Consider the following 25728-nt stretch of genomic DNA (forward strand, 5'->3'; position numbering starts at 1 on the left):
TATGGCTAAAATATGTAAATGAATTAAGATTAAAATTAGATCTAATATAGGAAAATAAAAAAAGTGTTATTATTTATAATATGACAGTGTGCCAGATAAGTTGAGGAAATGGGATAGCGAAAAATTGATTGTCAATTGCTTAAAGGGGGTAAAAAAATATCAGAAAAGTTATCCACATTCAGGAAGGGAGCTGAATTATTTGCAGGAGACTGTGCTTTATTAAATTATTTTCCTACCTTTGCAGACCAAATTTGATGTAAGATGCCCAAAGTAAAGACACATTCCCGTGCCAAGAAAACGTTCAAGGTTGGTGGGAACGGACAGATTAAGCGGTTCATGGCCTTCAAAAGCCACTTACTGACTAAAAAATCTACGAAAAGAAAACGTAGCTTAAGAGGTAGTACACTGGTTCACGAAGCAAATCTTAACCTGGTTAAGAGAATGCTTGGAATGCGCTAGTATCTGTCAAAAGAATCGAATTTTATAACCTGAGAAAAAAACAAAGCAAATGCCTCGTTCAGTTAATGCCGTAGCTTCAAGAGCCCGGAGAAAAAGGATCTTAAAGCAAGCCAAAGGCTTCTACGGTAAAAGAAAAAATGTGTACACCGTAGCAAAGAACGTTCTTGAAAAAGGACTTACTTATAGCTATGTTGGCCGTAAATTAAAGAAAAGAAACTATCGCCAGCTGTGGATCGCCCGTATCAACGCTGCTGTTAGAGCAGAAGGGTTGACCTATTCTGTGTTTATGAACAAATTAGCCGGTAAAAATATCGACCTGAACAGAAAAGTTCTCGCTGATCTGGCTATGAATGAACCAGAAACATTTAAAACACTGGTAGCTTCTGTAAAGTAAGACTTACCTGATAGTAAATACCCGGTAGCTGGCATCCCACAGGATGTCAGCTATTTTGTTTTTAGGATATATCCCGAATATCGCGGAACCGCTGCCACTCATCGCTGCATATATCGCCCCGGAAGCATACATCTGCTCCTTTATCCCCCCCAGTACAGCATGCGCCAGGAACACCGGCGCCTCAAAATCGTTTGTCACTACATCGTTCCATTCCTCCACCGGCAGTTGGATCGCTGCCCGGAGCGAATGAACCGGGGCACCCGGAATGAGTTGCTTAAATGCCCAGCCCGTATTTACATGAATACCCGGATACACCAGCAAAAAGGAATAGCCCGACAGATCCAGCGTTATCTCCTCCATGATTTCTCCACGCCCGGTAGCATAACAAGGCTTATTGACAATAAAAAAGGGGCAGTCGCTACCCAGCTGAGCAGCATAGTTCACCAGCGCAGTTTCAGAAAGCCCCATCTGGTATTTCTGGTTCAGGAGCTGCAGCATAAATGCGGCATCTGCCGAACCACCACCCAGGCCGGCGCCAATGGGTATGTTTTTCAGCAAATGAATGTTCACCGGCTGCAGCTGCGGAAAGTCGGCCTGCAATAACCGGAATGCCCGTATACAAAGATTATCAGCTGCATCACCGGGAACCGGAATGCCGCTGCTTTCAAACTGAAGTTGGGTATGGGTAATTGCCTCCAATGCATCATTAACAGGCAGGGGGTAGAAGATGGTTTCCAGGTTATGGAAACCGTCGGGGCGCTTACCGGTAATATGCAGGCCCAGGTTTATTTTACAGTTTGGAAATACAATCATAATTGCACAGCAAACCAACAGCTACAGTTTTTACACCGCCGGCTGCAGGGGAGTATATAAAATAAAAAGTTATTTGCTTTTGCGGCTGTTGATCTCATCGCGGATAGCGATGGCACGGATATAATCTTCCTGTTCCAGCACTTCTTGTAACAGGGTAGTTAATTCCTCTACATTCAGTGCTTTCAGGTCATCTTCCACACCTTTCTCATGCTCTGAAATAGTAGGGGTTACCGGCTTATTGGTTTTTTTACCGGCAGGGTCATCCAGCAGGATCCCTGCGCTGTTGAGGATATTTTCAAAAGTATAAATAGGGCATCCAAAGCGAACTGCGAGGGCCAGTGCATCCGATGTCCTGGAATCTATCTCTATTGTTTCATCGTTGTTAGAACAGATAAGCTTTGAGTAAAAAATGCCTTCCTGCAGATTACTGATGACCACCTCCTGTAATTCTACATTAAAGGCGTTCATAAAGTTTTTCATCAGGTCGTGTGTTAAAGGCCGGCTTGGTTGCATTTTTTCCAGAGCTACTGCAATCGCCTGCGCTTCAAAGCCACCAATCACAATAGGTAAACGGCGCAAACCGTTTACTTCTCCCAGTACCACGGCATATGAATGAGTCTGCGTAATGCTGTGCGATAAAGCAACTATTTCCAGTTCTATTTTTCTCATATCTGTCTTGCGTTGTCGCTGAATAGTTTGTAAGACCGTGAAGTTAGAAAAATATTCCTTATCTAAAAAAAATCTATAATGATAAATCTATGATATAAGAATTACGGTACAGGAATTACGAATGAAAAATCAACACGATCTTAAAAATTGAATACCTCATTCGTAATTCTTATACCGTAACACGTTTGCTTAGCGCTGTTTCAGTTTTTTCACAGCTTCCGTAAGCCTGGGCACTATTTCAAATGCATCACCTACTATGCCATAATCTGCCGCCTTGAAAAAAGGCGCTTCCGGGTCCTTGTTAATGACCACAATCACCTTGCTGCCGTTTACACCGGCCAGGTGCTGGATAGCGCCGGAAATACCCACCGCGATGTAAAGGTTGGGACGCACCGTTAAACCAGTCTGACCCACATGCTCATGATGCGGACGCCAGCCGGCATCGGCTACCGGGCGGGAACTTGCGGTTGCAGCTCCCAGCGCCTTTGCCAGGTCTTCCAGGATCCCCCAGTTTTCAGGGCCCTTCATACCACGGCCGCCACTTACAATTACCTCAGCTTCCGTTAATGGCACTTCACCGCTTACGGTTTCAGTTTTCACCACCTTCACTTTAAAATCAGCATCGCTGATAGCGGGAGAGAAGGCTTCTACTGTGGCAGTGGCAGTTCCCGGGTTCACAGGGAAAGTATTGGGTATAATAGCAATCACTTTCTTATCAGAAGTAATATTGATATTGGCAAAAGCCTTCCCGGAGAATACGTTCTTCTTTACCACAAATCCATTGGTCGTATCCGGATAGGAGATGGCGCCAGCTACCAGACCCGCTTTCAGCCTGGCAGATACTCTTGGCGCAATGGCTTTACCATCAAAATTATGAGGGAAGATCAGCACCTTACTGCCTTCTTTTTCTGCTGCTTCAGCAATGGCTTTGGTATATACAATGCTTTCCACTTCATGTAAGCGGGCATCTGAGGCGTGTAAAACTTTCTGTGCGCCATAGTTGCCCAGTGCGGTCAGCTCGGCAGCGTCAACAGGACCCAGTACCAGCGCTGTAGCAGTAGTACCCAGCTGTTCAGCCACTTTAGCGCCATATTGCACGGCTTCCAGCGCCGCTTTCTTGATTTTACCCTGTGCCTGGTCGGCGAATATTAATATAGACATGAATAATTTAATTAGTAGTTGAGAGATAGTTTACCCTTAGATCACTTTGGCTTCTTCGTGGAGTAATTTCACCAGTTCGTCCACGTTATCAGGACTGATCAGCTTAACGCCGGCCTTTGCAGGAGGCAGTTCAAAGCTTACTACGGAAGTGAGGGCATCTGCAGCAACAGGTTCCACCACCGTCAGGGGTTTGGTTCTGGCGGCCATAATACCGCGCATATTGGGGATCCGGGCTTCTGCCATTCCTTTCTGGCAGGAAACAACTACCGGCAGCGATACTTCACATACTTCTTCTCCACCTTCTATTTCCCTGTTAACAGTAGCTACTGTACCATTCAGGTCAAATTTGGCGGCAATGGATACATAGGGCAGTTCCAGCAGCTCCGCCACCATACCGCCTATGCCGGAACCATTGTAATCAATGGTTTCTTTCCCGGTAAAAATAATATCGTATTGTTTATCCTTTGCATGCGCAGCTATCTGCGATGCAATATAGTAACTGTCTGCACTATCCGCATTTACGCGGAAGGCCTCGTCTCCGCCCAAAGCAAGGGCCTTTCGGATCACCGGATCACAATCTGCACCGCCTACCGTAATGAGATGCACATCTGCCCCTATGGTTTCTTTCAACTCCAGCGCCCTTACCAATGCATACCATTCATCGTATGGGTTAATAATAAACTGTACACCAGCCTCATTGAATTTCGTGTTATTGTCCGTGAAAGCTATTTTTGCAGTCGTGTCCGGAGTTTTGCTGATACATACTAAAATCTTCATGGCCTTAAACTGTTTTGTTTTAAAATGCGGTAATAGCAAATATATCTAAATAATATAAGCCAACCGCAGGAAGGGAAGATGATTTTAATCAGTGTCAGTGGTCGACATATTGTACAATTAAATAATAACAAACAGAATGGACAGAATCGCACAAATAAGGCAGTTCCTGGCAGCCACACCAAACGACAGCTTCCTGAAGCATGCGTTGGCACTGGAATATATTAAGCTCAACGACGATGTAACCGCCAGGCAGTTGTTCGAAGAACTGCTGGCTCATGAACCCGGCTATGTAGGCTCTTATTATCACCTGGGGAAGTTACTGGAACGGGCAGGTGATAATGCCGCCGCCATCAGCACCTATGAAAAAGGGATGGCAATGGCTAAAGCAGGTAATGAAAGACATGCATACAACGAATTACAGTCGGCCTACGAAGACCTGGTATACTGATATTATTAATCCAACAAACAACGCATGCCTCAACATCTAGTAACTGATTTCGCTGCTTATATCTCCCGCCGGCAATTATTTGATCCTGCACAAAAGGTGCTGCTGGCCGTAAGCGGCGGTGTGGATTCCATCGTAATGGCCTGGTTGTTTAAAAATGCCGGTTACCGTGCCGGTATTGCCCACTGCAACTTTCAGCTGCGGGGCGAAGAATCTGAACGGGATGAAGCCTTTGTGCGGAAGATGGCTGCGACCCTGGAACTGCCGCTGCATGTGATAAAATTCGATACCAATGCCTATGCGGCCAGGCATCGTGTAGCCATACAGGTAGCCGCCCGCGAACTACGCTATCAATGGCTGGAAGAAGTACGCGCTGCTGAAGGATATGCGTATGTGGCTACTGCCCATCATATGCAGGACAGCGTGGAAACAGCGCTGATGAATTTTGCAAAAGGTACCGGCATCGCCGGCCTGCATGGTATTCTGCCAAAGCAGGAGTATCTGATCCGGCCGTTGTTATTTACGGAGAAAGACAGGCTCGTAGCTTATGCTGCTATGAATAGTATATCTTTTGTAGAAGACAGCTCCAATATAACTGATAAGTATACACGTAATTATTTTCGTCACCAGGTAATCCCACGCTTACAGGAAGTGTTTCCCGGTGTGGTGAAAAATATGTCGGCTACCATCGAACGGATGAAGGAGGCGGAAACCCTTTACCAGGAAGCATTGACAAAGCACCGTAAACGGCTGCTGTTTCAGCAGGGAAATACCTGGATGGTGCCTGTGCTGAAGCTGCAGAAAACAATTCCGCTGCAAACAATTGCCTGGGAACTGTTCCGTACTTTTGGCTGTTCTTCTGCGCAAACGCAGCAGGTATTGTCATTGCTGGAAAGTGAGTCCGGCAGATATGTTGATACTGCCAGTCACCGCATAGTGCGTAACCGCCAATGGCTGCTCATTACCCCGCTGGCAACGGAAGCGTCGCCGCTGGTGGTGATTGAAGCGGGGCAACAACACATTCACTTCGGCGGCGGGCAATTACAGATCCGTGAGCAGGAGCGGGGCAATGCCGGTATTCCAACAGCGCCGGAAATTGCCTGGCTGGATGCCGGGCAGGTTAGCTTTCCGCTGATCCTGAGAAAATGGAAACAGGGCGATTACTTTTACCCGCTGGGTATGCCTAAAAAGAAGAAGGTAAGCCGTTTCCTGATTGATCAGAAGTTATCAATGCCGCAAAAAGAAAACGTATGGGTGCTGGAATCCAACAAACGTATTGTGTGGCTGGTAGGAATGCGGGTAGATGACCGTGTGAAGATTACTCCCAAAACGAAAACAATGCTTAGTATCGCTTTTGCGAAATAACAATCAGCCGGCAGGAGTGGAGTACCAACACTGCCGGCTGTTTCATTTATCGTCCGAATCTTGGATGCATGAGCATCTCCAGGAAATAGGTGCCCAGTTCAGGATGGAAGATCAGTGGAAATATGATGCCAAATAATGCGCCCCACATATGTGCATCATGGTTGATATTGTCTCCGCCTTTTCTCGACATGTACGCCGATAAAGCGAGGAATAAAACGCCATAAATTACAGCAGGGATAGGGATGAAAAACAGAAAGATCGTATTCCACGGATCTATCATGATGGCTGTAAACACTACCGCGGAGATAGCCCCGGAAGCCCCAATCGAAGAATAACTGGAGTTGTTCCGGTGCTTTATATAAGATGGAATATTCGCAACAATGATTCCCAGTATATAGTATAAAATATAAACCAGCTTGCTGTGAAAAAGCTGCATAAATAAATTTTCAATGGCCGGACCAAAGAAAAATAACGTAAGCATATTGAAAATGAGATGCTGTAAATCGGCATGGACAAACCCTGAAGTAATAAAGCGGTAATATTGTTTGTAACGTTGTACCATATAGGGCTGCAGGCTCATCTTGTCCAGCTGGTCATAGTTTTTAAGGGCAGTATAGGAAACAAGACAGGTAATAATGATAATGATCAAACTGATGGAAAGCGTCATATAACCGTTTTATTTAGATGGTAAAGGTACTTATTGATGATGATACTTTTCTCTGTTTAAAACTGTATAGGCACGATACAATTGTTCAGCAAAAATGAGACGTACCAGTTGATGCGGGAAAGTAAGCGGGGACAGAGACATTTTCAGCTGGGCTCTTTGCAGCACGGCATCGTCGATCCCAAATGCGCCGCCAATTAATATGATGAGCTGCCGCGTACCTGCGTTATTGCGTTGTTGCAGGAAGTCTGCAAACTGCATGGTGGTCATCATTTTTCCCTTCTCATCCAGCGCCAGCAGAAAATCGGTGGGCTGCAACATATCCAGGATAATTTTTGCTTCCTGTTTCTTCAATTCAGGAACAGATAAACTGGCCGCCTGCTTTACCGTTGGGATCAGTTTTACCTCAAAATCCACGTAATGCTGCAGTCTCTTCTGAAAAACAGCCATCCCATCCCTGATGTAGGGATCATGTTCTTTTCCTATGCTCCAGAGTTGAATTTTCACTTCTTATAATAATTAAACAATTGTTGTAAAAGTAAGTGTAAATCAGAAGATTGCGGAGATTTTTTAACAACTATTTGGGATTTTCAAAAAATCTCCTACCTTTGGCGTCCATTCATAAATACATGGCTCCGTAGCTCAATTGAATAGAGCATCTGACTACGGATCAGAAGGTTTCAGGTTTGAATCCTGACGGGGTCACAAGAAAGTAAGTTCTCAAATCGAACCCCGCTGTGTAAGCGGGGTTTTACATTTTATAGCATCATTCCTGTTTTATTTTTTTATATAAACTTATTTGCCCCAAAACGACTTTTGCGTACCTCAGCTTTATTTCAAAAAAATATTTTGCAATAATGTTCGCTCAAAAATAAATTTCACCAACTACTCACAAATTCTCTGAGAAAGCTGTTTTAATATGGGGGATGTAAAAAAGAGAATGTTAACCAACTCGATCTATTGCCTCCCGAAACCCATACAGGCGCATATACATTTGGATGCCTGGTTAATGGTAATCATTTTGCATGATGCGTCAAAGTTTATATATGCACAAACAAATCAACACGTCTCCGAAGTGAAACAGGTTGCGGGTAATTTGTTACATAACCAGTCCGCAAAATAAATTGTATGTTATCGTTAATGCCGATAGATGAATGTAATATTTGCCTGGTTGCGGATTCTTCCAGAATTTGTGTCATAGGGTGAATGGCAATGTGTCTTTCCCGGATTTTCAAAAGTAATCTCTGAAGCCTTTTTCCCGTTTCCAGCAATGTTGCTACCGAATTATCATTACTTGTAATGAGTAACCAGCCTGCCGATTTATCAACTTGCTTTTTCACGCTGTCAATACTTTTGTCTCTAAAACTATTTTTCATTACATCAGATTCTCCATAGAAATTTCTTAGATACCATGCTGCAACGCCTTCTATTTCCATACTTGCAATAGTTAATCCATCGCAATGCGCTTTAGCATCTTTACTTGAAAAACGTATCCAGGTTGCCAATTCTTTTTCGGCATCATCACGGTAAGCCTGAATTCTGTTTGCCTCAATGGTTTGTTCATTCAGCCATTGACATTCTTTTGATGAATTTGGAATGTAGTGGATGCAATCAGGTTCATTGTCTGTTAAGTAAGCGATATCTTCTTTCTTTAAAATATCACTCAAATAATTTGACCGTAAGGTTCTTCGCTGTTTAATTTTTTGAATGTCGTATTTTATTGAATTGATTGCCTGGATCAATTTAACTTCTACCACATTTTCATCCTGATTGGTAGTTGCCAGCAAAGTAAATTGGCAGGCATACCCTGATTTACTTGCGGCATATTCTAAATTTTGCAGAAAAGCACCTATAGATAAAATTGTTTCCCGTTGAGTTGGGTCAACACCTGATAGCCATTTGCTTTTATCGTTGCCAATAATCCAATGATAAGGTTCAATATATTTAACAAACCATGGTTGCGTATTATGTCCGCTTGGGGCAAGTGAGGCTAAGTACAAAATAGCCCGTTCGTCATCTTTAAGAGGAATATTCCCGGATGAATCATCTTTAACATCCGCTCTTACAAAATTGCTTTTGTCGGTTGATAGGTAATACGCTCCTCCTGCTACTATAATGGTAATTCCTGCAATAGAAATGAAATTTCTTCTGTTCATGATTGCTTTATTTATGCCATTTTGTGGGCAGTATCGTCAAACCTTGCGTAAATCTTCTATATACCCGTTCAGAATTAGTACAGCCCCCGAATGTTCTCTATTGACTATTTTATTCCATTGCCTTATTGCTAATACCCAACATAACTGCCATCCAGATGGGCTTCAAGATAATTATAATTATGTGGTTATCAATTTATTTAATTCATATAAAGCCTTCAATTGCTCATGAAACCGGTTCGGGAATTGTCCTGACGGCGTCACAAGAAGAGAGAAAAAACCTGCGCGATGCCTGGGGTTTCCTTTTTTAGCCGGTTTCCTTTTATAAAATACCGGATCAAGAGCATCTGTCGTTTCAAAATTAACGATTTTCGCTTCTACAACGATAGAAGATATTGTTGGATACATTTTACAGACAAAGCTCAGCATCAAAAACGGCAGCAATGAATGGCCATCATTGGCTTTAGCTCCCGTAGCTGTAGATCCTGATTTCCAGGGACGAGGAATTGGTGGGAAATTGATTATGGCTGCGCATCGTATCGCAGTTGAATCAGGCCACAAATCAGTACTATTACTGGGACATGCTGAATATTACCCGAAATTCGGTTACGTGCCAACAGTTAGCTTCGGTATTTCCTTACCCTTTGAAGTTCCTGCGGAAAATTGTATGGCTGTGGAACTTGTCCCGAAAGGGCTGGAAGGGATTACAGGAACAGTTGAATATGCGCATGAATTTTTTGAGTAGTGTTCATGATGCCAGGACATTATAGCTATTTACATAAGCTGCGTATACCCGTTAACGATAGCCTTCTGGAAAAATAGAGCTAATTTTTTTTGTTTAATTTAAAACAATTCCTACATTTGCAATCCCAAACGGGGAAATGGCTTCATAGCTCAACTGAATAGAGCATTTGACTACGAATCAAAAGGTTTCTGGTTTGAATCCAGATGAGGTCACAAAAAGACAGAAAATGCTGCAGTTAATGCAGCATTTTCTGTCAAAAGAAAAAATCTGAAGAAAAGCGCTCAGGTATAAAAAATTGAAAAATAATTTGTTAGAATAAGAAATTGTTCTACATTTGCAATCCCGAAACGGGGAAACGGCTTCATAGCTCAACTGAATAGAGCATTTGACTACGAATCAAAAGGTTTCTGGTTTGAATCCAGATGAGGTCACTGAATTGGACAAATCAGTATTAAGGCTGGTTTGTCCATTTTTATTTTTGCTGAAACCCTTGCCCAGACTGTATATCATATTAACGGCCTCGTTCAGTCGAGTGGTTCCATAATTCATTCAGTCAAAAACGAGATTTTCCGGGAATATCGAACCGATGATCTCACGCTTGCTTTTTCCTCATATCTCCGTCCATATACAGGCAATTAATCTTTCGAAGCGTGCCGGGGGCTTTGTCCAGTAATTCGCTGATATTGTCGATAGCCCTACCAGCATCAAACAATTTAACTTCCAGGGTACCGGTTAATATTTTACCGCAAGAAGAGCAAATAAGAAACGCTCTTAACTGCTAATCGGTTGATTCTTTTTTGAGGTTATACAGCCTTTCCTTCCCATTTCTTACCTGTTGAAACATTCTTCCGTCCATTTAGCATGACAGGTATCATCTATGTTCTTGATTCACATCATGGGGTTTTCGTGTTTATAAAATTAAATTGAACCTCTTCAAAGCAGTGCTATGACATACTTGAAATTAAATATCACCGGATCACATTGTACTTATCCCGGCGAATATATACCAGCGCCGCTTACTATGGATGAAATATGCACAGCGCTGCAACAATCGCATGAAGGGTCCTCGGTTCCATTGATGAATGTGGTGGAAACTCCAGATGCTTTTACCGTTGAAGTGGCAGCTCCCGGTCTTAAAAACAGTGATTTATTGGTGAGGCCAATTTCCTTTACCACGTTTAAGATAAAAAGAAGTCTGAACTGTATGATTTCGGTGGTGGTAATCAGCCCCGAAACCGGAAAGCCTGTTTTTGTAACCGGAAGTCCCAAGCTGGTGGAGCTACTTTGTAACAGCCGTGCTGAAGCCAGAACTGGGATTATTGGAGAACAAAAAGGAATATAGACAATTTTAACCCGATTTTAGTCGGACAACAATGATAAAATAACTAAAATGAAAAAGATATTGGTTCCTACTGATTTTTCTGCTTGTGCTAATAATGCAATTGACTTTGCAGTTCAATCTGCTAAAATACTCCCGGCAGAAATCATCTTGCTCCATGCCTACGATTTAGCAGGAGACATTTATACCGACTATATGGGGGTACGCAAAGAATTCAACCAATCTGTACGGGATGATATGGAAAAGCAACTGGAGCAGGTAAAAAAAAGCATTGAAGAAGCGGAGGAAGTTGTTGTTGCAACCAGGATATTCAAGGGAGCAGTAAAAGAGGCAGTGGTACAAACAGCCATTGCAGTAAATGCTGACCTGATTGTAATGGGCACATTAGGAGCAAGCGGGTTTAAAGAAAAGATCCTGGGTAGCAAGACTGCATCCATTATAGGGAGTGTCGGCATACCAGTTATGGCGATACCTTATGAATACGAATGGAAGAAACCGGAAACATTCCTGATTGCAACGAATCGTTTTGAAAAGGAACCAGCCATACTTGATTATATTTTTGAGTTGGCAGATCTATATATGGCGCAGGTGCAGGTGGCTGTATTTACAGACGAAGATGATGACAAAGCCGCTACTTACATGGAGCATATCCGCAAAACACCACAATATGAAAACCTACTCAAACAACGGTACAAGGAGGAAACACTTATTGCCACACATTTGTACGGATTGGAGTTTGAAGAAACCCTTCAGAAACATATTAAGGAAAAAGGCATAGATATACTGGTGATGATTACTTATCAGAAAGAAGAAAATATCTGGAGAAGGATATTCAACCCCAGTAAAACAAAAAAGATGAGTTATCATATCAACATTCCACTGCTGGCTATTCCGGCAAAATGAGAAGGCGGGTAATCGAAATACGTTACTTCTATAAGCTGATATAACATGAAACGAATATTAGTGCCTACAGACTTTTCCCCTACTGCTGAAAAAGCTTTCCGCTTTGCTGTTGATATAGCAGCAAAAGCCAGGGGAACGGTTATCCTCTATCACACTTATATACCGGTGGAAAGCACTTTTATAGGTACTGAGGAAACCCGGAAACAATATAATACGCAAAACGAAGCCAATATTGCGAAGAGGCTGCAACGGCTAAAAAAGAAAGTAATGGGGGATGCTGCTGATGTGGCTGTTTCAACCATTGTTGGGCGTTCGCCATTGATAGACAATATCCTTGGTTTTGCCGAACATAACTACATTGACCTGATAATAATGGGAACGCAGGGAGCCAGTGGCTTGAAAAAAACAATCATAGGTTCTATAGCGGCACGGGTTATAGAAAAGTCGGATCTGCCGGTATTACTTGTTCCTGCAAAATATAAAATGGAAGAGCCCCGGCAATTTGTTTTTGCTACCAACTATCAACCTTCAGATAAGCGGGCTTTAAGGATAATTGAAACAATATCGAAACTATACAATGCAGACATCACCATTTTACATTTTCTCAGTACTGACACCGCAGAATCAGAAAAAATAAAGGAAAAAAATGATTTTGATACCTACGCATTCTCTATTCAAAGAGAATTTAATGAATCCAAAATGAAATTTCACCTGTTGGAAACACCTTCCGTCTCTGAAACAATGGAAACACTGGATAAAAAGTTTCCCTATGATATCCTGGCGATGGTGAGGAGAAAGAAAACATTTCTTGAAAAGTTCTTTATAAAAAGCCTCACACAAAATATGGCTTATGTAACCAATAAACCTTTGCTGGTAATTCCAGAAGAAGAGTAAGGTAAGCGTCTGCTAAATCATAAAAGTTAATACAATGAAAGAATATATTCTTCCTTTCAACAAAATAAATGGGCTTGTCTTTGTTTGCCTCTGTAATAGCAGGTCTGGCGGGATATTTTATTTTGAAGAAATCGCATCCAAACTAATTAAATCTTTTTTTTAAAGGCCATTATTTTAACCATGGAGAATTTATACCTGCACATTCTTGGTTTTGTTGCATGTGCTGCTGTAATAATTTACAGCGGAACCAAACTTTCTTTCTATGGCGATAAAATTGCTGACCTTACCGGTATGGGAAAAGCATGGATAGGACTTATCTTAATGGCGTCCGTCACCTCGTTACCGGAACTAATAACAGGTATAAGTTCCGTAGCTATTGTTAAAGCTCCGGATCTGGCAGCCGGTGATATTTTTGGCAGTTGTGTTTTTAATTTGCTCATACTTTCTGTGCTGGACGCCCGTAATAAGAAACCTCTTTTCTCTATAGTCAAATCCAGCCATATTGTTGCCGCTATTTTTGGAATCATTCTGTTAATGGTGGCAGGCATGGCGATTTACCTGTCTGATGAAATTCCGTCTTTCTTGTGGATAAGCAGTTTTACATTTTTACTTTTTGCAATTTACCTGGTAGCTGTGTGGGGTATTTTCAAATATGAACATACTGCACTAATTGAATCGCCGCCCTCCACTATCCTACACTCTGCCTCCCGATCTGCCGACCTGAAAAAGGCAATCGGAGCGTATGCCATGAATGCCCTGATTGTGGTAGGAGCTGCCGTATTCCTTCCTTATTTTGGCGAACACATTGCAGCGCATACCGGTTTGGGCAATACATTTTTCGGCACATTATTTATAGCTGCCGCTACTTCGTTACCTGAATTGGTGGTTTCCTTAGCTGCACTAAGAATGGGTGCACTGGATATGGCTGTAGGAAATTTATTGGGAAGCAATATATTTAATATGTTTATCCTGGGTATAGATGATGTTTTTTACAGGGAGGGTTCTTTATTTAAAGATATATCAACATCTCATTTATTATCGGTATTCATAACAATAATTATGACTGCCGTAGTTGGGCTGGGGCTTCTTTTTAAGCCAAAGAAAAAACAGTTATGGCTTTTAAGTCTGGATACTTTCATCCTTCTTTTTCTATACGTGTCACTTATTATGTACTTATTCATGAAAAATTAAATCAGGCTGAATGAACTGGCATAGATTAAACATAGAAGAAACTTATGAATTGCTGGATACGAAGCCACAGGGATTAAGTACACCGGATGCTGATGCTAAACTGCTGAAATACGGCGCTAACGAGTTGCAGGAAGGGAAAAAGAAAAGTATAGCTGTTATGCTGCTAACCCAATTCAGAGATGTGATGATTTTGATTTTACTGGCGGCAGCAATTATATCTGGTATTATCGGTGATCTTACTGATACAATCGTTATTCTTATTATTGTTTTCTTAAACGCTATTATTGGATTTCTTCAGGAATACCGCGCTGAAAAAGCTATGCAGGCTTTAAAGCAGATGGCTGTTACACAGGCCAGGGTTTTGCGTGATGGGATAAGCACCTGGATGCCAGCTACGGGATTAGTGCCTGGCGACGTAATTGTATTAGAAGCCGGTAATGCAGTTCCGGCTGATGTACGGATCATTGAATCGGTGAATCTGAAGATTGAAGAAGCTGCTCTGACCGGCGAATCACATGGCATCGATAAGATTGTTCATTCATTGGAAATAGATGATTTGCCTGTAGGAGATAGAAAGAATATGGCCTTCAAGGGAACGTTTGTAACATACGGACGGGGTACTGCCATAGTAATTGCTACTGGTATGCAAACAGAACTTGGGCGGATAGCCAACATGCTGCAGGAGGAAGAGCCCCTTACACCATTACAGCAGCGCATGGCTTCGTTTGGGAAAAAACTATCAGTATTGGTATTATTCCTGTGCGTTTTATTTTTTGTTGCAGGCTGGCTGCGGGGGGAGGACGTAATTAAAATGGTTATGACAAGTATTTCACTGGCTGTTGCTGCTATCCCGGAAGCATTGCCTGCTGTTATCACCATTTCGCTGGCACTGGCGGCTAAAAGAATGATCCGGTTTAACACGCTTATCAGAAAATTGCCAGCAGTAGAAACCCTGGGATCCGTTACCTATATCTGTACTGACAAAACAGGTACCCTTACCAAAAACAAAATGCATGTGGATGAACTGTTTGTCAATGGACAACGGTATGAACGAAAAGAACTGGCCTCTTTCGAACAGCATGAATATGGGAAATTGATGCTAAAGGCATTTACATTAAATAATGATGCAGTCAAGGATGCGGATAGTAATATAAAGGGTGATAGCACTGAAATTGCCTTAATGGAAGTAGCGATTGAACAACATGTTGAAACAAGCGACTGGCCACGAATTGCCGAAATTGCTTTTGATGCCGACCGAAAATTAATGACAACCTTTCATAAGCATGATGATCGAATAATTGCTTTCACAAAAGGAGCTCCGGATATTTTGTTGCAGCGATGCGTTGACGTTGACGTTCAGGCTATGCAAAACCAGATAGATGTAATGGCTGCTAATGGTTTGCGGGTGCTGGGATTTGCCTTTCGCTACTGGGATAGAATACCTGAAAATCCAGAAAGTGAAACTCACGAAACAGGGTTACAATTTTTAGGTTTAACTGGAATTATTGATCCGCCAAGAGAAGAAGTATTTGAGGCAGTATCCCAATGTAAAACTGCAGGTATTGTACCCGTGATGATAACAGGCGACCACCCCCTTACTGCAAAAACCATCGCACAGCGCATAGGAATTTTAAGTGGGGATGAGGATTTGGTTGTTACAGGTCAGGAACTGGCGGCGATGGATAATGACATTTTTCTTTCCAAAGCCGAAAAAATAAAGGTTTACGCCCGCGTATCTCCTGAACAAAAATTGCAGATCGTAAAAGCACTGCAACAAAAAGGTCATTATGTAGCAATGACAGGTGATGGCGTCAATGATGCGCCTTCTCTTAAACGGGCAAATATTGGTATAGCTATGGGGATTACGGGAACAGACGTTTCTAAGGAAGCAGCCCACATGATTTTGATGGATGATAATTTTTCCACAATCGTAAAAGCGGTGAGGGAGGGTAGAAGAATTTATGATAACATACTTAAGTTTATTAAATACCTGATGACAACCAATTCCGGTGAATTATGGACCTTGCTGTTAGGCCCTGTAATCGGTTTGCCTGTGGCATTGTTGCCAATACATATTTTATGGATAAACCTCGTGTCAGACGGTTTGCCAGCTATTTCTTTATCATTTGAAAAAGGTGAAAAAAATATTATGAACAGGCCACCCCGTCCTCCGCAGCAAAGTGTTTTTGCCAACGGTCGTGGATTGCACATGATCTGGGTAGGAATGTTGATGGCGGGCATTACGTTGTCGCTTCAGGGATGGGCTATTCGAAATGGTCTACATTGGCAAACTATTGTTTTTAATGTACTATGCCTATGCCAGATGGGGCATGTTTTGGCTATCCGCTCTGAAACCCAATCCCTTTTTGGTGTAGGAATATTTTCTAATAAGCCGCTTATAAGTGCAGTGCTTATCGCTTTTCTGCTTCAGTTTATTATCACGTATCTTCCCTTTTTTCAACCCATCTTTCAAACTGAAGCATTAACGCTAAACGAATTTTTGCTGGTTGGCGCAGCTTCATCGCTGGTGTTTTTTGCTGTTGAATTGGAGAAAGCAGTTTTCAGAAAACGAAGGAGAGCTCAAAGTCCTGCATTGATTTTTTTATAATGCGATTACGAAATGAAGAATTCTTTGTCGCCTGGTAAAGTTGGCGGGATACAGGTTTATATACACTGGACTGTCCCCGTTAATTGTATTATTTATATTTGGTATACATTTATTTCCTTACCTATGACTTCCCGGATGTTGAAAGAGTGGAGATGGAGCAGGCCATTGCCGGAAAATGGGGCTTTGCCTTTTATACGGTAGGAGAGTGTACCATCGATCAGGCGCTTATCGACAGCCTGCACTATGCCTGGGCTACCACCGGAAGAAAAGGCGTTTATAAGGTAATCGTTTCCGGATCAGTAAAAAATACTATCTTTTACAAGCTGCTGGTGGACTATCCAAAATATAAAGTTTCCCTGCTGACAAACTGATAATTGTTTTACCCAAAAGGAAACCGGGAATTATGATACGGATCAAAAAAGAAGGCATACTCCTGAAACAGAGCGATCTGGAATTTGAAAACGAAGGCGTGCTGAATCCAGCCACTATCCGCGCGGGAAACCAGGTGCTCTTTTACTACCGGGCAGTGCAGAAAGGCAATCACTCCAGTATCGGTTTTTGTAAATTAAGCGATCCGCTCACGATAGAACAACGCCTGGGTAAACCCATTTTATTTCCGGAATACGACTACGAGGCCAAAGGGTTGGAAGACCCGCGTATTGTGCATATCGACGGGTTATACTACCTCACCTATACCGCTTACGATGGGGTGAGCGCCTGTGCAGCACTGGCCACTTCTTCAGATGGCCTGCAGTTTGAAAAACATGGGCTGATAGTGGCACAGATGGACTTTGCCGAGTTTAAACAGCTCGCGGAAACCAATGCACCACTGGATGAAAAATACATCCGGTACAACGATTTTAATCCCCGTTTATGGGATAAGGATGTTGTTTTTTTCCCAAGAAAGATTAACGGCAAATTCTATTTTCTGCACCGTATAAAGCCGCATATACAACTGGTGGCGGTGAGCGAAATAACGGACCTCACGCCGGGGTTCTGGAAAGATTATTATCTCCATCTCCGGGATCATATCATACTAACGCCAAAGTATAAGCATGAAATGAGTTATGTGGGCGCTGGTTGTCCGCCGGTGGAAACCCCGCATGGCTGGATTTTCATATACCACGGTGTGCATGAAACGCCTGAAGGGTATGTATACGTTGGCTGCGCGGCATTGTTCGATCTGGATGACCCCATGAAGGAAATTGCGAGGTTACCTTACCCCATACTGGCGCCGGAGCGGGATTGGGAAATCAGGGGAGATGTGGACAATGTTTGTTTTCCTACAGGCACGGTCGTATTTAACGATACCCTCTATATTTATTATGGCGCCGGCGATGAGGTGATCGCCACCGGAAGCATCAGCTTAACTGCATTGCTCAATGAGCTGCTGGCTTATCCTGCATAGCAGGCTATAATTGTTTCTATTACCCGTTTCGTTTCATCAGGGTTACGCACTTTGATACAGGTTACGCCGGTTTCTTTTGCCGGGTAATCATTGCCACCGGGAAAAATGGCATCTCCCGCAAACAACATTTCTTTAATAGGGATACCTAAAATGTCCCGGAGTTTACGGATGCCATAAGCCTTGTCGATGCCGGGTTTAGTGATATCCACCGAAGTGGTGCCGCCCAGGCTCACAGAAAATTCAGGAATGATGTCACCCAGCAAAGCTTTCATTTTTTGCCGCTTTACAAAGTCAGGGTCCCACTTCTTCTTTTCTTCCAGTGGTGCTTCCTGTCCTAACGCGGAAAAGGTGATCTGGCTGCCGCGGTCTTCAATAGCGGGTCCCCAGAGTTTGGTAGCCTTGTAGCCCAGCGTGTTTACCACTTCCTTCAAAGCATCGGTTATTTTCTTTTTTTCTGCTGTGGTAAAATCTTCCGCATATAGTTTATTCCATTTACCGGTATACTTATAAAATTGCGTGCCGCAGGTAGGGAGAATGGATAACCGTTCCAGCCCTTTTTTGCCTGGCAGTTTTGCCAGTACCTGCTGCTCAAACTGTGGCCAGGCGCCGCCGGAAATAATCGCCATCCGGGCCACAGTTAAGAGTGAATATAATAATCCGCTCATTTCTTCATCAATGGCCGACTTGCTTTGCGCCAACGTGCCATCAAGGTCAAATACCACCAGCTTCTTCATTTGTTGCGGTTATTTTTTTAGTAAGGCCAGTGCGTGTTCGCAGATGTTATCGGCAGTAAATCCAAACTCGCGTAACAACACAGGTCCCGGTGCGGACGCGCCAAAGTGGTCGATGGATATAATCCCGCCTTTGTCGCCCGCATAACGGTGCCACCCCTGTGAAATACCCGCTTCCACTACTATCCTGTTAGTGACATCAGGTGGAAGTATCTGGTCGCGGTAGGCCGGCGACTGCGCCTCAAACAGCTCCCAGCTGGGCATGGATACGGTGCGCACGGCAATATGAAGTGCTTGCAGTTTTTCCTGCGCAGCCACAATCAAATCCACTTCAGCGCCGGTGGCTATCAGGATCAGCTCAGGTTTTGCATCGGGCGCATCTGCGAGGATGTAACCGCCATAACGCAGGCCATTGGCTGCTGCATATTTGCTGCGATCCAGCGTAGGCACCGCCTGGCGGGAGAGGATCAACGCCACTGGTTTGTCCGGTTCAAGTATCGCAATCTGCCAGGCTGCAATGGTTTCATTGGCATCTGCCGGGCGGATCACTACCAGGTGAGGTATGGCGCGAAGTGCAGCCAGTAGCTCCACCGGTTGGTGTGTAGGGCCATCTTCTCCCATCGCAATACTGTCGTGCGTAAAAACATAGATCACCTTCAGCTCTGAAAGTGCCGCCAGCCGGATAGATGGCCGCATATAATCCGAAAAGGTGAGGAAGGTGGCGCAATAGGGGATGATACCGCCATGTGCAGCGAGACCGTTGGAAATAGCGCCCATAGCATGTTCGCGCACCCCATACTGGATGTTCCTGCCATCGTATCCCCATACGCCGCCGGCTGCGCCCTGCAGGTCGCCCTGCTTCATAGCCGGACTTTCAAAATTACCGGCATCCTTTAATTCAGTGTTGGTGGAAGTGTTGAGATCCGCAGAGCCGCCGATGAAGCCGGGAAGATGTTTGAAAAATGCCTGTATCACTTTTCCTGATGCAGCGCGGGTAGCCAGTCCTTTAGGATCTGCGGCGAATGGGCTGATATCTTTATCCCAGTTCTCCGGAATACGATCATGTATCAGGGAACGTAATTCTTTTGCCAGCTCCGGGTATTTTTGTCCGTAGATGATCATTTGCTCTTCCCATTTGGAAGATAATGTTTTCCCAACGTCTACGGCTGAACGAAAATGATCCAGGGCTTCCGCAGGAACTAAAAAATCCGGTGCTACCGGCCAGCCGAGTTTCTCTTTCGTCAGCTTTACATCTTCAGGCCCCAATGGGGAACCATGTGCGCCGGTGGTATCCTGTTTCGGGGAACCAAAACCAATATGCGTGCGCACCAGGATGACAGAGGGACGGTCTGTTTCCGCCTGCGCATTACGAATTGCTTCATCAATGGCTTCCAGGTCGTTGCCGTCCGCTACTTTCTGGGTATGCCATCCATATGATTCAAACCGTTTGGCGTGATCTTCTGTAAAGGTAACCGGTGTGGCAGATGCCAGGGTAATCCGGTTATCATCATACAAATAGATCAGCTTGCCCAGCCGTAAATGGCCGGCAAGGGAAGCGGCTTCGGAGGCCACGCCTTCCATCAGGTCGCCATCGCTCACCAGCGCATAGGTATAATGATCAATTACTGTATCACCCGGACGGTTATACTTCTCTGCCAGGTAGGCTTCTGCCATAGCGAGGCCCACACCGTTGGCAAATCCCTGTCCAAGCGGACCGGTAGTTACTTCCACGCCCGGCGCCAACCCCCGTTCGGGATGCCCCGGCGTTTTACTGCCCCATTGCCGGAATCGTTTTAGTTCTTCTAACGGTAAATCATACCCGGTAACATGCAGCAAACTATATAACAACGCAGAGCCATGCCCGGCAGATAAAACAAACCGGTCGCGGTTAAACCAGTGCGGATCTGAAGGGTCGTGGCGCAGGAACCGGGTCCACAATACATAGGCCATCGGCGCAGCTCCCAATGGCAGCCCCGGATGTCCGCTGTCTGCCTTCTGCACGGCATCCACCGATAAAAAGCGAAGCGTATTGATACATAGTTCATCCAACGCAGCAGGATTGGGAATAAGAGAAGTGTTGTTGGTCATGGTATTCCTTTTTTGTATAAAAATGATCACACATAGGTCAACAAACTTCATGCGCAGAAGGTTGCCGTAAAAGAAAATGTATTATTGTGCTTCGTAGGCATTCCCGTGTTGTTCAAGCCGGGAAAATGGAAGTGATCTTACTCAAATAAGGTCAGTTCATCGCGGGTAACTGCGTGAAAAAGGTTTTGTAACTGGTGTACATGTACAATGGCGCGGCCGTAGGGTACCAGTCCTTCTGCGGCATCTGTAAGCGGCTGGAATACTTCGTTTTCGTGCCTGATATGTACACTGTGCAGCCGGTTATATTTCAGGGAATATACATTTACATCTTCGCCGTAGTCGGGATCTCCTTTGATAAAGCCAAATCTCAGCAGCAGGTCCACATCCAGCACCATCGGGTTTACTTTTGCATAGGGGAGTTTACTGAGAGGCAGTCCTGAATTATACACAAAGCCCTGCAAAATGCCTTCTACTACAAAGGCTGTTTCTTCCATGTTATAATCAAAGTAGGATACATAGTTGCCTATCCGTATGTCTGATTCTTCTATCATGTTTTATCTTAATAAAATATAATCAGCAACAGGGTGATCAATGCCGGTAATGCCTGTACGAAAAAGATCTTTTTATCGGCGGTAAGCGCTCCATATATACCGGCAATGGCCACACAACCTGAAAAGAAGGTGGCTACCCGTAAGCTCCATACCGGGTCTGAAATAAAAAAGGTCCAGGCGAGGCCTGCAGCCAGGAATCCGTTGTACAGGCCCTGATTAGCCGCCAGGGCTTTGGTAGGAGGAAACAGCTCTTTGGGCAGTTGCTTGAATATTTTAGGTCCCCTGCTGGTCCATGCGAACATTTCAAACCAAAGGATATAAAGATGTTCCAGCATCACAAAAGCGATCAGTATTTTGATGAGTACCAGCATAGTGTTGTGGTTTATAAATAAATATAGGTCAAATTATTCTTTCTGCAAGCCAGGCAACTGCCAGTGCCAGCAAGGTGCCTATGGCATAACATACGCAGTCGCTCCACAGGAATCCATGTCCCAGCAGGATGCCGGCAGGCGTGTTCCGGAACTTCACGGCCCATTCTGCCTGGTACAGCTGTTGTATTTCTATCAGCAGGCAAACCACGTAGTTGCTGATGCCAATTTTCCACAGGGGGGCCACCGGGAAAAGGAAGCGAATGCCAAAAAAGATACAGGTGGCAGATAATACATCGCCTCCATATATACGTATGATGTCAGGAAAATATTGAGGAGCCCACCTGGTGGCGAGTCCTAAAGGGATATTCAGTAAAATAAGGGAAAGGTAAATCCAGCGCCTTTTTGCTACCATACGTTAAAAAAGCGGTAAATATAGCAAAGAAATCTGGAATATGAATGTGGTCAGGAGAGAGAAAAAGGGACCTGCGGCCCCTTACGCGATGCAATAACCCGGGCGATCGGGTTATTGCTGATTATCACTTTCAACGCTGCTTTTCTTTTTTCCGCGGTTGGTTCCACCTTTACGGCCAATAGCGGCCATGTGTTCGCGGTTTCTGCTAACGGCTTCACCGCCTTTTTTGCCTGCAGCACGGGCTTCCTCAGAAGTGAATTTGTGGGCAACACCTTGCTGGTGCGCAGCTTTTCCACCTTCTCTAGAAATAGCACGTTGCTGTTCAGGGTCCATAGAAGCAAATCCGCGTTTACTGTGTTTACTCTTTTGATCGGAGTTTTTTTCCGAAACATGATTAACCGGCATGGCAGTTTGATATCTGATGTCTTCCATAATCCTGAGGTTTTTTTAATGATAGTAGTTAAACATTTACGCTAACCCGGAACAAGATATGTGCCATCACGGATCAGCCGCTCTGGTAGCGGACTTCAGGCTCATGGGGGTATGAAATGGGGCAATACATTCCACAATCCATAGAATTTTCCACACACTTTTATTGTCCATTCTACAGTTTTTAAACAGGAACTCCCTCATTTTCTGTGGCTTATATTTTGTTTTTGCATCAGCGTTATTTCTTTCTTAACCCATCTAAATTTTTTTGTTATGGCAAAATATTCAAAAGAATCACAGAATAAAGTGAAGAAAAGTATGCACGAAATGCATGAAGGAAAACTGAAAAGCGGAAGAAGCAATAAAAAGGTTACGAATCCTAAGCAAGCTATCGCTATAGGTTTGTCTGAAGCCCGCGAAGAGGGCGCAAAGGTGCCTGAAAAGCCGGCGGCGGGAAAATCCACTACCAGGAAATCCACTGCAAAAAAAACAGCGCCAAAGAAAGCAGCAGCGAAAAAATCTCCCGCTAAAAAAACAACCGCTAAAAGAGCCGCTCCCGGAAAAGCCGCGGCTAAGAAATCTGCCGGAAGAAAAACGGCTGCTAAAAAAACAACGCCCAGAAAAGCTACCGCAAAAAAAGCAGCGCCTGAGAGAAAGTCAGCCGCCCGTAAAAAATCGACCACAACTGCATGAATAACGGGCTTCCGTGAACGTTTTATCCGTTCAATATATACAAAAGGACCGGTGACTGGATAGCGCCGGTCTTTTTTTATGGTATATCGCTTGCAGCGTTTCAGGTATGGAAAAACACAGCATTACTGTGATCATCAGAGGGAAGCCCTATGGGTTGATTATTACGATCGACAAGGGCGCTCTGGAAACAGCATTTCAAGTGATTCCTGATGTGAGCGCACATGTGCTCGATGAATTTGAACCCCATAGTACGGCTTTTACTGCTGATCACGAAGATACCCTGGAGGGAAGCATCCGCACGGTAGAAACCGAACAGATTGCCCGCATTATCTGGGAAGATATTCTGGATAAAATGAAATAAGGCTTTGTTGCTTCACCACTACGGTTGTACCTTCGCAGCAAAGCGAGTATGAATTGCTATGATGGTAACCGATAAAACCTATAAGAACGCTAATCGCAGGGAAAGGGTTATATTTCTCGTAAAACTGCTGATATATCTGGGCATTGTTTATTTTAACCTTGAACACCCTGCCGTATATGATAAATTTACATGGCTGTTTAAGCTCACCAACGCGCTCTCTTTTTTCCTGGGCGCCAATCTCCTCATCTCCCTGGCCTGGCTGGTGATCCTCTCGTGGTATACCCGCCGCCGCAACAGGCAACGGCCTATCGAAAAGGATAATTTTATCCTCGGCATCAACCGCATCTCTTCCGTTTTAAATACACTTTTTCTCATATTGGCCATCACCATTTTTTTTGGTGTAGACCTCCTGAAGCTTGTAACCAGCATCACTATTGTGGCAGCAGCTATCGCCCTGCTTACGAAAGATTATATCACCAATATGATCAATGGCCTTATCATTATGTTTTCTGATCAGTTGTCGCTCGGCGATCACATACGGATCGGTGAAGTCAAAGGCAGGGTGATGGATATTACCCTCATTAACCTGGTATTGCAGAACGATGACGATGATATTGTTATTATTCCTAATTCGGTAGTGTTTACTTCGACTGTACTGAACCAGTCCAAACAAAATATCCGGAAACTGACTATTGAATTTGAACTGGATCATAAACATCCATTCACGATCCGCGGACTGGAAGACCGGCTGCAACGCTCGATAGACGCCTATTCCCGCAGCTATACCCCGGAAAGTTTCTCGCTGAAAACAATCGAGATCAAGAAAGATTTTGTACAGTTTAAAGTACAGTTGCTGATGCCGCAAACCAACAGGGAAACGGAACGCCTCATCAGACGGGCGCTCAACACCGAGATCATGGCCATTGCAGAGGGTGTAAATTAAACCAACGCCATCGCGCCTACGAAGCTGTCCACAAATTCATCTACCTGCGCCTTACTTACGTTAGGCATGCAAATGATATGCGAACAACCGTTTTCTGAAGCCAGTTGCCACTTCCGGCGGATGCTTCCGGGAGGATCCGGAAACACCACCGTAATAGCATCGGGATTGCGCCATGCCGGAATGCCGTTTTCGTTAAGGTGTTCCACTGCATACGCAGCTACTGTTAAGCTGTGCCTGGCCCTTTCCCGCATACCTTCCACACCCAGGCTTTTCAGTGCATACCACAGGAACAATGGACTATGGCCGTTTCTTGAGCCGGTAATGGTGGTGTCCATACTCCCGATATACGCCACCGACCGGGCAATCCGGTCGCGGTTGGATTTTCTTGCAATCACCACGCCGCAGGGGCTGGGGGCGCCAATAAATTTATGCCCGCTGATGGCAATACTATCTGCCCCGTCCGCAAAATCAAAAGCGGGCCGCGGTTCCAGGAAAGCGCTGTAGCTGCCTGACAGCGCCCCATCTGCATGGATATAGTGATGACGTATCGCCAGGTTCTTCAAAATGCCCTTGATCCTTTTTACATCATCCCGCGCCTCCGTCATGGTAGTACCAATGTTGGCCAGCATGATCACCGGCAGATGCCTGTTCATACGGATCGTATTTTCCAGGTCGTCGTAATCTATTTCGCCATTGGGCAATGTGCGGATAATAATCCCCGGCATATTGAGCAGATGCAGGTTCTTTTGCACACTGTAATGAGTAGCTTCGGAATAATAAACCATCCCTTTGGGATACAACTCCCGCGCGAGATACAGGCCATATAAATTGCCCTCGGAGCCGCCGTTGGTAACATATCCCCACCAGTCGTCTTCCGGTGCACGGAAAAGGCCGGCAAAGAAGGAAACAACGTATTTCTCCATCTCCCTGGATCCCACTGCATAAGTGGCGGGTACAAAAGGATCACCGAGGTTATTTAACGGATATTGTAAAAAAGGCAGGAGGGGACTATAATCAAAATCTTTGGATACAGGATATCCCAGGAAATCCCTGGTACGTGTTTGTACCTGCGCTAACAGTTCATTCAGCGCCGCGGCATCTGCCGCAGCCAGCCGGTACTCTTTCATAATCGTATTTTACAGGTGTATGATGCTGTAAAAA

The 25728-nt window shown here is 44.3% G+C and carries 29 protein-coding genes and 3 tRNA genes; 18 read left to right on the forward strand and 14 right to left on the reverse strand.

The window, feature by feature from the left end:
- Positions 1-261: 261 nt before the first annotated feature.
- Positions 262-459, forward strand: a complete 198-nt coding sequence (rpmI, locus tag ACMXI2_RS11985) for a 50S ribosomal protein L35 (protein WP_079471802.1) — start codon at positions 262-264, stop codon at positions 457-459.
- 49 nt (positions 460-508) lie between these two features.
- Complete coding sequence (gene rplT / locus ACMXI2_RS11990) at positions 509-853, forward strand: 50S ribosomal protein L20 (RefSeq protein WP_106531095.1); 345 nt, start codon at positions 509-511, stop codon at positions 851-853.
- A 3-nt stretch (positions 854-856) separates the two neighbouring features.
- Here the strand turns inward: rplT and ispE are convergent, their stop codons facing one another.
- From ispE to ACMXI2_RS12010, 4 genes are all read right to left on the reverse strand, one after another.
- Entirely contained in the window at positions 857-1666 is an 810-nt protein-coding gene (ispE, locus tag ACMXI2_RS11995; RefSeq protein ID WP_483781821.1) for a 4-(cytidine 5'-diphospho)-2-C-methyl-D-erythritol kinase, read from the reverse strand.
- A gap of 69 nt (positions 1667-1735) precedes the next feature.
- The gene (locus ACMXI2_RS12000; RefSeq protein WP_079471804.1) at positions 1736-2335 is read right to left on the reverse strand and encodes a bifunctional nuclease family protein; all 600 of its coding nucleotides are present in this window, start codon (positions 2333-2335) and stop codon (positions 1736-1738) included.
- 189 nt (positions 2336-2524) lie between these two features.
- Positions 2525-3496 carry an electron transfer flavoprotein subunit alpha/FixB family protein gene (locus ACMXI2_RS12005; protein ID WP_483781822.1) on the reverse strand — a complete coding sequence of 324 codons (972 nt, stop codon included), beginning with the start codon at positions 3494-3496 and terminating at the stop codon, positions 2525-2527.
- 36 nt (positions 3497-3532) lie between these two features.
- A complete protein-coding gene (locus tag ACMXI2_RS12010) occupies positions 3533-4273 on the reverse strand; it encodes an electron transfer flavoprotein subunit beta/FixA family protein (protein WP_111578129.1) in 741 nt (246 codons plus the stop codon).
- 136 nt (positions 4274-4409) lie between these two features.
- Between ACMXI2_RS12010 and ACMXI2_RS12015 the strand changes: the two genes are divergently transcribed.
- Together ACMXI2_RS12015 and tilS are read left to right on the forward strand one after the other, a co-directional pair.
- Positions 4410-4721 carry a hypothetical protein gene (locus tag ACMXI2_RS12015; protein ID WP_483781823.1) on the forward strand — a complete coding sequence of 104 codons (312 nt, stop codon included), beginning with the start codon at positions 4410-4412 and terminating at the stop codon, positions 4719-4721.
- A gap of 24 nt (positions 4722-4745) precedes the next feature.
- Positions 4746-6083 (forward strand): tRNA lysidine(34) synthetase TilS, encoded by a 1338-nt coding sequence (gene tilS / locus ACMXI2_RS12020; RefSeq protein WP_483781824.1) that lies wholly within the window; start codon positions 4746-4748, stop codon positions 6081-6083.
- A gap of 46 nt (positions 6084-6129) precedes the next feature.
- On the opposite strand, the gene ACMXI2_RS12025 is transcribed toward tilS, so the two are convergent.
- Both ACMXI2_RS12025 and ACMXI2_RS12030 read right to left on the reverse strand, forming a co-directional pair.
- Positions 6130-6750, reverse strand: coding sequence for a rhomboid family intramembrane serine protease (locus tag ACMXI2_RS12025; RefSeq protein WP_483781825.1), 621 nt, complete (start codon positions 6748-6750; stop codon positions 6130-6132).
- Between the two features lie 30 nt (positions 6751-6780).
- Positions 6781-7254, reverse strand: a complete 474-nt coding sequence (locus tag ACMXI2_RS12030; RefSeq protein ID WP_483781826.1) for a 23S rRNA (pseudouridine(1915)-N(3))-methyltransferase RlmH — start codon at positions 7252-7254, stop codon at positions 6781-6783.
- A gap of 124 nt (positions 7255-7378) precedes the next feature.
- On the opposite strand from ACMXI2_RS12030, the gene ACMXI2_RS12035 reads away from it, so the two are divergent.
- Positions 7379-7452: transfer RNA gene (locus ACMXI2_RS12035), tRNA-Arg, on the forward strand.
- A 335-nt stretch (positions 7453-7787) separates the two neighbouring features.
- Here the strand turns inward: ACMXI2_RS12035 and ACMXI2_RS12040 are convergent.
- A complete protein-coding gene (locus ACMXI2_RS12040) occupies positions 7788-8903 on the reverse strand; it encodes an Acg family FMN-binding oxidoreductase (RefSeq protein WP_483781827.1) in 1116 nt (371 codons plus the stop codon).
- A 391-nt stretch (positions 8904-9294) separates the two neighbouring features.
- On the opposite strand from ACMXI2_RS12040, the gene ACMXI2_RS12045 reads away from it, so the two are divergent.
- The 10 genes from ACMXI2_RS12045 (at position 9295) to ACMXI2_RS12090 (ending at position 17988) form a co-directional block, all read left to right on the forward strand.
- Positions 9295-9645 (forward strand): GNAT family N-acetyltransferase, encoded by a 351-nt coding sequence (locus tag ACMXI2_RS12045; RefSeq protein WP_483782397.1) that lies wholly within the window; start codon positions 9295-9297, stop codon positions 9643-9645.
- 138 nt (positions 9646-9783) lie between these two features.
- Positions 9784-9857, forward strand: a tRNA-Arg gene (locus tag ACMXI2_RS12050).
- 145 nt (positions 9858-10002) lie between these two features.
- A tRNA-Arg gene (locus tag ACMXI2_RS12055) sits at positions 10003-10076 on the forward strand.
- A 515-nt stretch (positions 10077-10591) separates the two neighbouring features.
- Positions 10592-10987, forward strand: coding sequence for a hypothetical protein (locus ACMXI2_RS12060; RefSeq protein ID WP_483781828.1), 396 nt, complete (start codon positions 10592-10594; stop codon positions 10985-10987).
- Positions 10988-11035: 48 nt separating this feature from the next.
- Positions 11036-11887: a universal stress protein gene (locus ACMXI2_RS12065; RefSeq protein WP_483781829.1), complete on the forward strand. Its 852-nt coding sequence runs from the start codon at positions 11036-11038 to the stop codon at positions 11885-11887.
- A gap of 45 nt (positions 11888-11932) precedes the next feature.
- Entirely contained in the window at positions 11933-12781 is an 849-nt protein-coding gene (locus ACMXI2_RS12070) for a universal stress protein (RefSeq protein WP_483781830.1), read from the forward strand.
- Positions 12782-12961: 180 nt separating this feature from the next.
- Complete coding sequence (locus ACMXI2_RS12075; RefSeq protein ID WP_483781831.1) at positions 12962-13972, forward strand: sodium:calcium antiporter; 1011 nt, start codon at positions 12962-12964, stop codon at positions 13970-13972.
- Between the two features lie 10 nt (positions 13973-13982).
- Positions 13983-16580 carry a cation-translocating P-type ATPase gene (locus ACMXI2_RS12080; protein ID WP_483781832.1) on the forward strand — a complete coding sequence of 866 codons (2598 nt, stop codon included), beginning with the start codon at positions 13983-13985 and terminating at the stop codon, positions 16578-16580.
- 98 nt (positions 16581-16678) lie between these two features.
- Positions 16679-16951 carry a hypothetical protein gene (locus ACMXI2_RS12085; protein WP_483781833.1) on the forward strand — a complete coding sequence of 91 codons (273 nt, stop codon included), beginning with the start codon at positions 16679-16681 and terminating at the stop codon, positions 16949-16951.
- Positions 16952-16983: 32 nt separating this feature from the next.
- Positions 16984-17988, forward strand: coding sequence for a glycoside hydrolase family 130 protein (locus ACMXI2_RS12090; RefSeq protein WP_483781834.1), 1005 nt, complete (start codon positions 16984-16986; stop codon positions 17986-17988).
- On the opposite strand, the gene ACMXI2_RS12095 is transcribed toward ACMXI2_RS12090, so the two are convergent.
- From ACMXI2_RS12095 to ACMXI2_RS12120, 6 genes are all read right to left on the reverse strand, one after another.
- On the reverse strand, positions 17976-18722 hold the full coding sequence (locus tag ACMXI2_RS12095; RefSeq protein WP_483781835.1) for an HAD-IIB family hydrolase: 747 nt from the start codon (positions 18720-18722) through the stop codon (positions 17976-17978). The two genes, ACMXI2_RS12090 and ACMXI2_RS12095, sit on opposite strands and share 13 nt — an antisense overlap.
- Before the next feature lie 9 nt (positions 18723-18731).
- Complete coding sequence (gene tkt / locus ACMXI2_RS12100) at positions 18732-20858, reverse strand: transketolase (protein WP_483781836.1); 2127 nt, start codon at positions 20856-20858, stop codon at positions 18732-18734.
- Between the two features lie 86 nt (positions 20859-20944).
- Complete coding sequence (locus ACMXI2_RS12105) at positions 20945-21358, reverse strand: hypothetical protein (RefSeq protein ID WP_079471824.1); 414 nt, start codon at positions 21356-21358, stop codon at positions 20945-20947.
- Positions 21359-21366: 8 nt separating this feature from the next.
- On the reverse strand, positions 21367-21729 hold the full coding sequence (locus tag ACMXI2_RS12110; RefSeq protein ID WP_483781837.1) for a DUF1304 domain-containing protein: 363 nt from the start codon (positions 21727-21729) through the stop codon (positions 21367-21369).
- Between the two features lie 28 nt (positions 21730-21757).
- Positions 21758-22141 carry a ribosomal maturation YjgA family protein gene (locus ACMXI2_RS12115; protein ID WP_483781838.1) on the reverse strand — a complete coding sequence of 128 codons (384 nt, stop codon included), beginning with the start codon at positions 22139-22141 and terminating at the stop codon, positions 21758-21760.
- Between the two features lie 111 nt (positions 22142-22252).
- Entirely contained in the window at positions 22253-22573 is a 321-nt protein-coding gene (locus ACMXI2_RS12120; RefSeq protein ID WP_200817321.1) for a KGG domain-containing protein, read from the reverse strand.
- Between the two features lie 270 nt (positions 22574-22843).
- Between ACMXI2_RS12120 and ACMXI2_RS12125 the strand changes: the two genes are divergently transcribed.
- The 3 genes from ACMXI2_RS12125 (at position 22844) to ACMXI2_RS12135 (ending at position 24567) form a co-directional block, all read left to right on the forward strand.
- Positions 22844-23263, forward strand: a complete 420-nt coding sequence (locus ACMXI2_RS12125) for a DUF6496 domain-containing protein (RefSeq protein ID WP_483781839.1) — start codon at positions 22844-22846, stop codon at positions 23261-23263.
- A 106-nt stretch (positions 23264-23369) separates the two neighbouring features.
- Positions 23370-23624: a hypothetical protein gene (locus ACMXI2_RS12130; RefSeq protein WP_483781840.1), complete on the forward strand. Its 255-nt coding sequence runs from the start codon at positions 23370-23372 to the stop codon at positions 23622-23624.
- Between the two features lie 58 nt (positions 23625-23682).
- On the forward strand, positions 23683-24567 hold the full coding sequence (locus tag ACMXI2_RS12135) for a mechanosensitive ion channel family protein (protein ID WP_483781841.1): 885 nt from the start codon (positions 23683-23685) through the stop codon (positions 24565-24567).
- Here the strand turns inward: ACMXI2_RS12135 and ACMXI2_RS12140 are convergent.
- Complete coding sequence (locus ACMXI2_RS12140) at positions 24564-25694, reverse strand: histidine decarboxylase (protein ID WP_483781842.1); 1131 nt, start codon at positions 25692-25694, stop codon at positions 24564-24566. The genes ACMXI2_RS12135 and ACMXI2_RS12140 overlap by 4 nt on opposite strands.
- Positions 25695-25728 lie beyond the last annotated feature (34 nt).

The organism is Chitinophaga sp. G7 BAM 1005, assembly GCF_057126945.1.

What these genes read in the sequence shown, in the direction of transcription:
- rpmI (WP_079471802.1), top strand. Translation starts at nt 262, where the DNA reads ATGCCCAAAGTAAAGACACATTCCCGTGCCAAGAAAACGTTCAAGGTT.
- rplT (WP_106531095.1), top strand. Translation starts at nt 509, where the DNA reads ATGCCTCGTTCAGTTAATGCCGTAGCTTCAAGAGCCCGGAGAAAAAGG.
- ispE (WP_483781821.1), bottom strand. Translation starts at nt 1,666, where the DNA reads ATGATTGTATTTCCAAACTGTAAAATAAACCTGGGCCTGCATATTACC.
- ACMXI2_RS12000 (WP_079471804.1), bottom strand. Translation starts at nt 2,335, where the DNA reads ATGAGAAAAATAGAACTGGAAATAGTTGCTTTATCGCACAGCATTACG.
- ACMXI2_RS12005 (WP_483781822.1), bottom strand. Translation starts at nt 3,496, where the DNA reads ATGTCTATATTAATATTCGCCGACCAGGCACAGGGTAAAATCAAGAAA.
- ACMXI2_RS12010 (WP_111578129.1), bottom strand. Translation starts at nt 4,273, where the DNA reads ATGAAGATTTTAGTATGTATCAGCAAAACTCCGGACACGACTGCAAAA.
- ACMXI2_RS12015 (WP_483781823.1), top strand. Translation starts at nt 4,410, where the DNA reads ATGGACAGAATCGCACAAATAAGGCAGTTCCTGGCAGCCACACCAAAC.
- tilS (WP_483781824.1), top strand. Translation starts at nt 4,746, where the DNA reads ATGCCTCAACATCTAGTAACTGATTTCGCTGCTTATATCTCCCGCCGG.
- ACMXI2_RS12025 (WP_483781825.1), bottom strand. Translation starts at nt 6,750, where the DNA reads ATGACGCTTTCCATCAGTTTGATCATTATCATTATTACCTGTCTTGTT.
- ACMXI2_RS12040 (WP_483781827.1), bottom strand. Translation starts at nt 8,903, where the DNA reads ATGAACAGAAGAAATTTCATTTCTATTGCAGGAATTACCATTATAGTA.
- ACMXI2_RS12060 (WP_483781828.1), top strand. Translation starts at nt 10,592, where the DNA reads ATGACATACTTGAAATTAAATATCACCGGATCACATTGTACTTATCCC.
- ACMXI2_RS12065 (WP_483781829.1), top strand. Translation starts at nt 11,036, where the DNA reads ATGAAAAAGATATTGGTTCCTACTGATTTTTCTGCTTGTGCTAATAAT.
- ACMXI2_RS12070 (WP_483781830.1), top strand. Translation starts at nt 11,933, where the DNA reads ATGAAACGAATATTAGTGCCTACAGACTTTTCCCCTACTGCTGAAAAA.
- ACMXI2_RS12075 (WP_483781831.1), top strand. Translation starts at nt 12,962, where the DNA reads ATGGAGAATTTATACCTGCACATTCTTGGTTTTGTTGCATGTGCTGCT.
- ACMXI2_RS12080 (WP_483781832.1), top strand. Translation starts at nt 13,983, where the DNA reads ATGAACTGGCATAGATTAAACATAGAAGAAACTTATGAATTGCTGGAT.
- ACMXI2_RS12090 (WP_483781834.1), top strand. Translation starts at nt 16,984, where the DNA reads ATGATACGGATCAAAAAAGAAGGCATACTCCTGAAACAGAGCGATCTG.
- ACMXI2_RS12095 (WP_483781835.1), bottom strand. Translation starts at nt 18,722, where the DNA reads ATGAAGAAGCTGGTGGTATTTGACCTTGATGGCACGTTGGCGCAAAGC.
- tkt (WP_483781836.1), bottom strand. Translation starts at nt 20,858, where the DNA reads ATGAAGTTTGTTGACCTATGTGTGATCATTTTTATACAAAAAAGGAAT.
- ACMXI2_RS12105 (WP_079471824.1), bottom strand. Translation starts at nt 21,358, where the DNA reads ATGATAGAAGAATCAGACATACGGATAGGCAACTATGTATCCTACTTT.
- ACMXI2_RS12110 (WP_483781837.1), bottom strand. Translation starts at nt 21,729, where the DNA reads ATGCTGGTACTCATCAAAATACTGATCGCTTTTGTGATGCTGGAACAT.
- ACMXI2_RS12115 (WP_483781838.1), bottom strand. Translation starts at nt 22,141, where the DNA reads ATGGTAGCAAAAAGGCGCTGGATTTACCTTTCCCTTATTTTACTGAAT.
- ACMXI2_RS12120 (WP_200817321.1), bottom strand. Translation starts at nt 22,573, where the DNA reads ATGGAAGACATCAGATATCAAACTGCCATGCCGGTTAATCATGTTTCG.
- ACMXI2_RS12125 (WP_483781839.1), top strand. Translation starts at nt 22,844, where the DNA reads ATGGCAAAATATTCAAAAGAATCACAGAATAAAGTGAAGAAAAGTATG.
- ACMXI2_RS12130 (WP_483781840.1), top strand. Translation starts at nt 23,370, where the DNA reads ATGGAAAAACACAGCATTACTGTGATCATCAGAGGGAAGCCCTATGGG.
- ACMXI2_RS12135 (WP_483781841.1), top strand. Translation starts at nt 23,683, where the DNA reads ATGATGGTAACCGATAAAACCTATAAGAACGCTAATCGCAGGGAAAGG.
- ACMXI2_RS12140 (WP_483781842.1), bottom strand. Translation starts at nt 25,694, where the DNA reads ATGAAAGAGTACCGGCTGGCTGCGGCAGATGCCGCGGCGCTGAATGAA.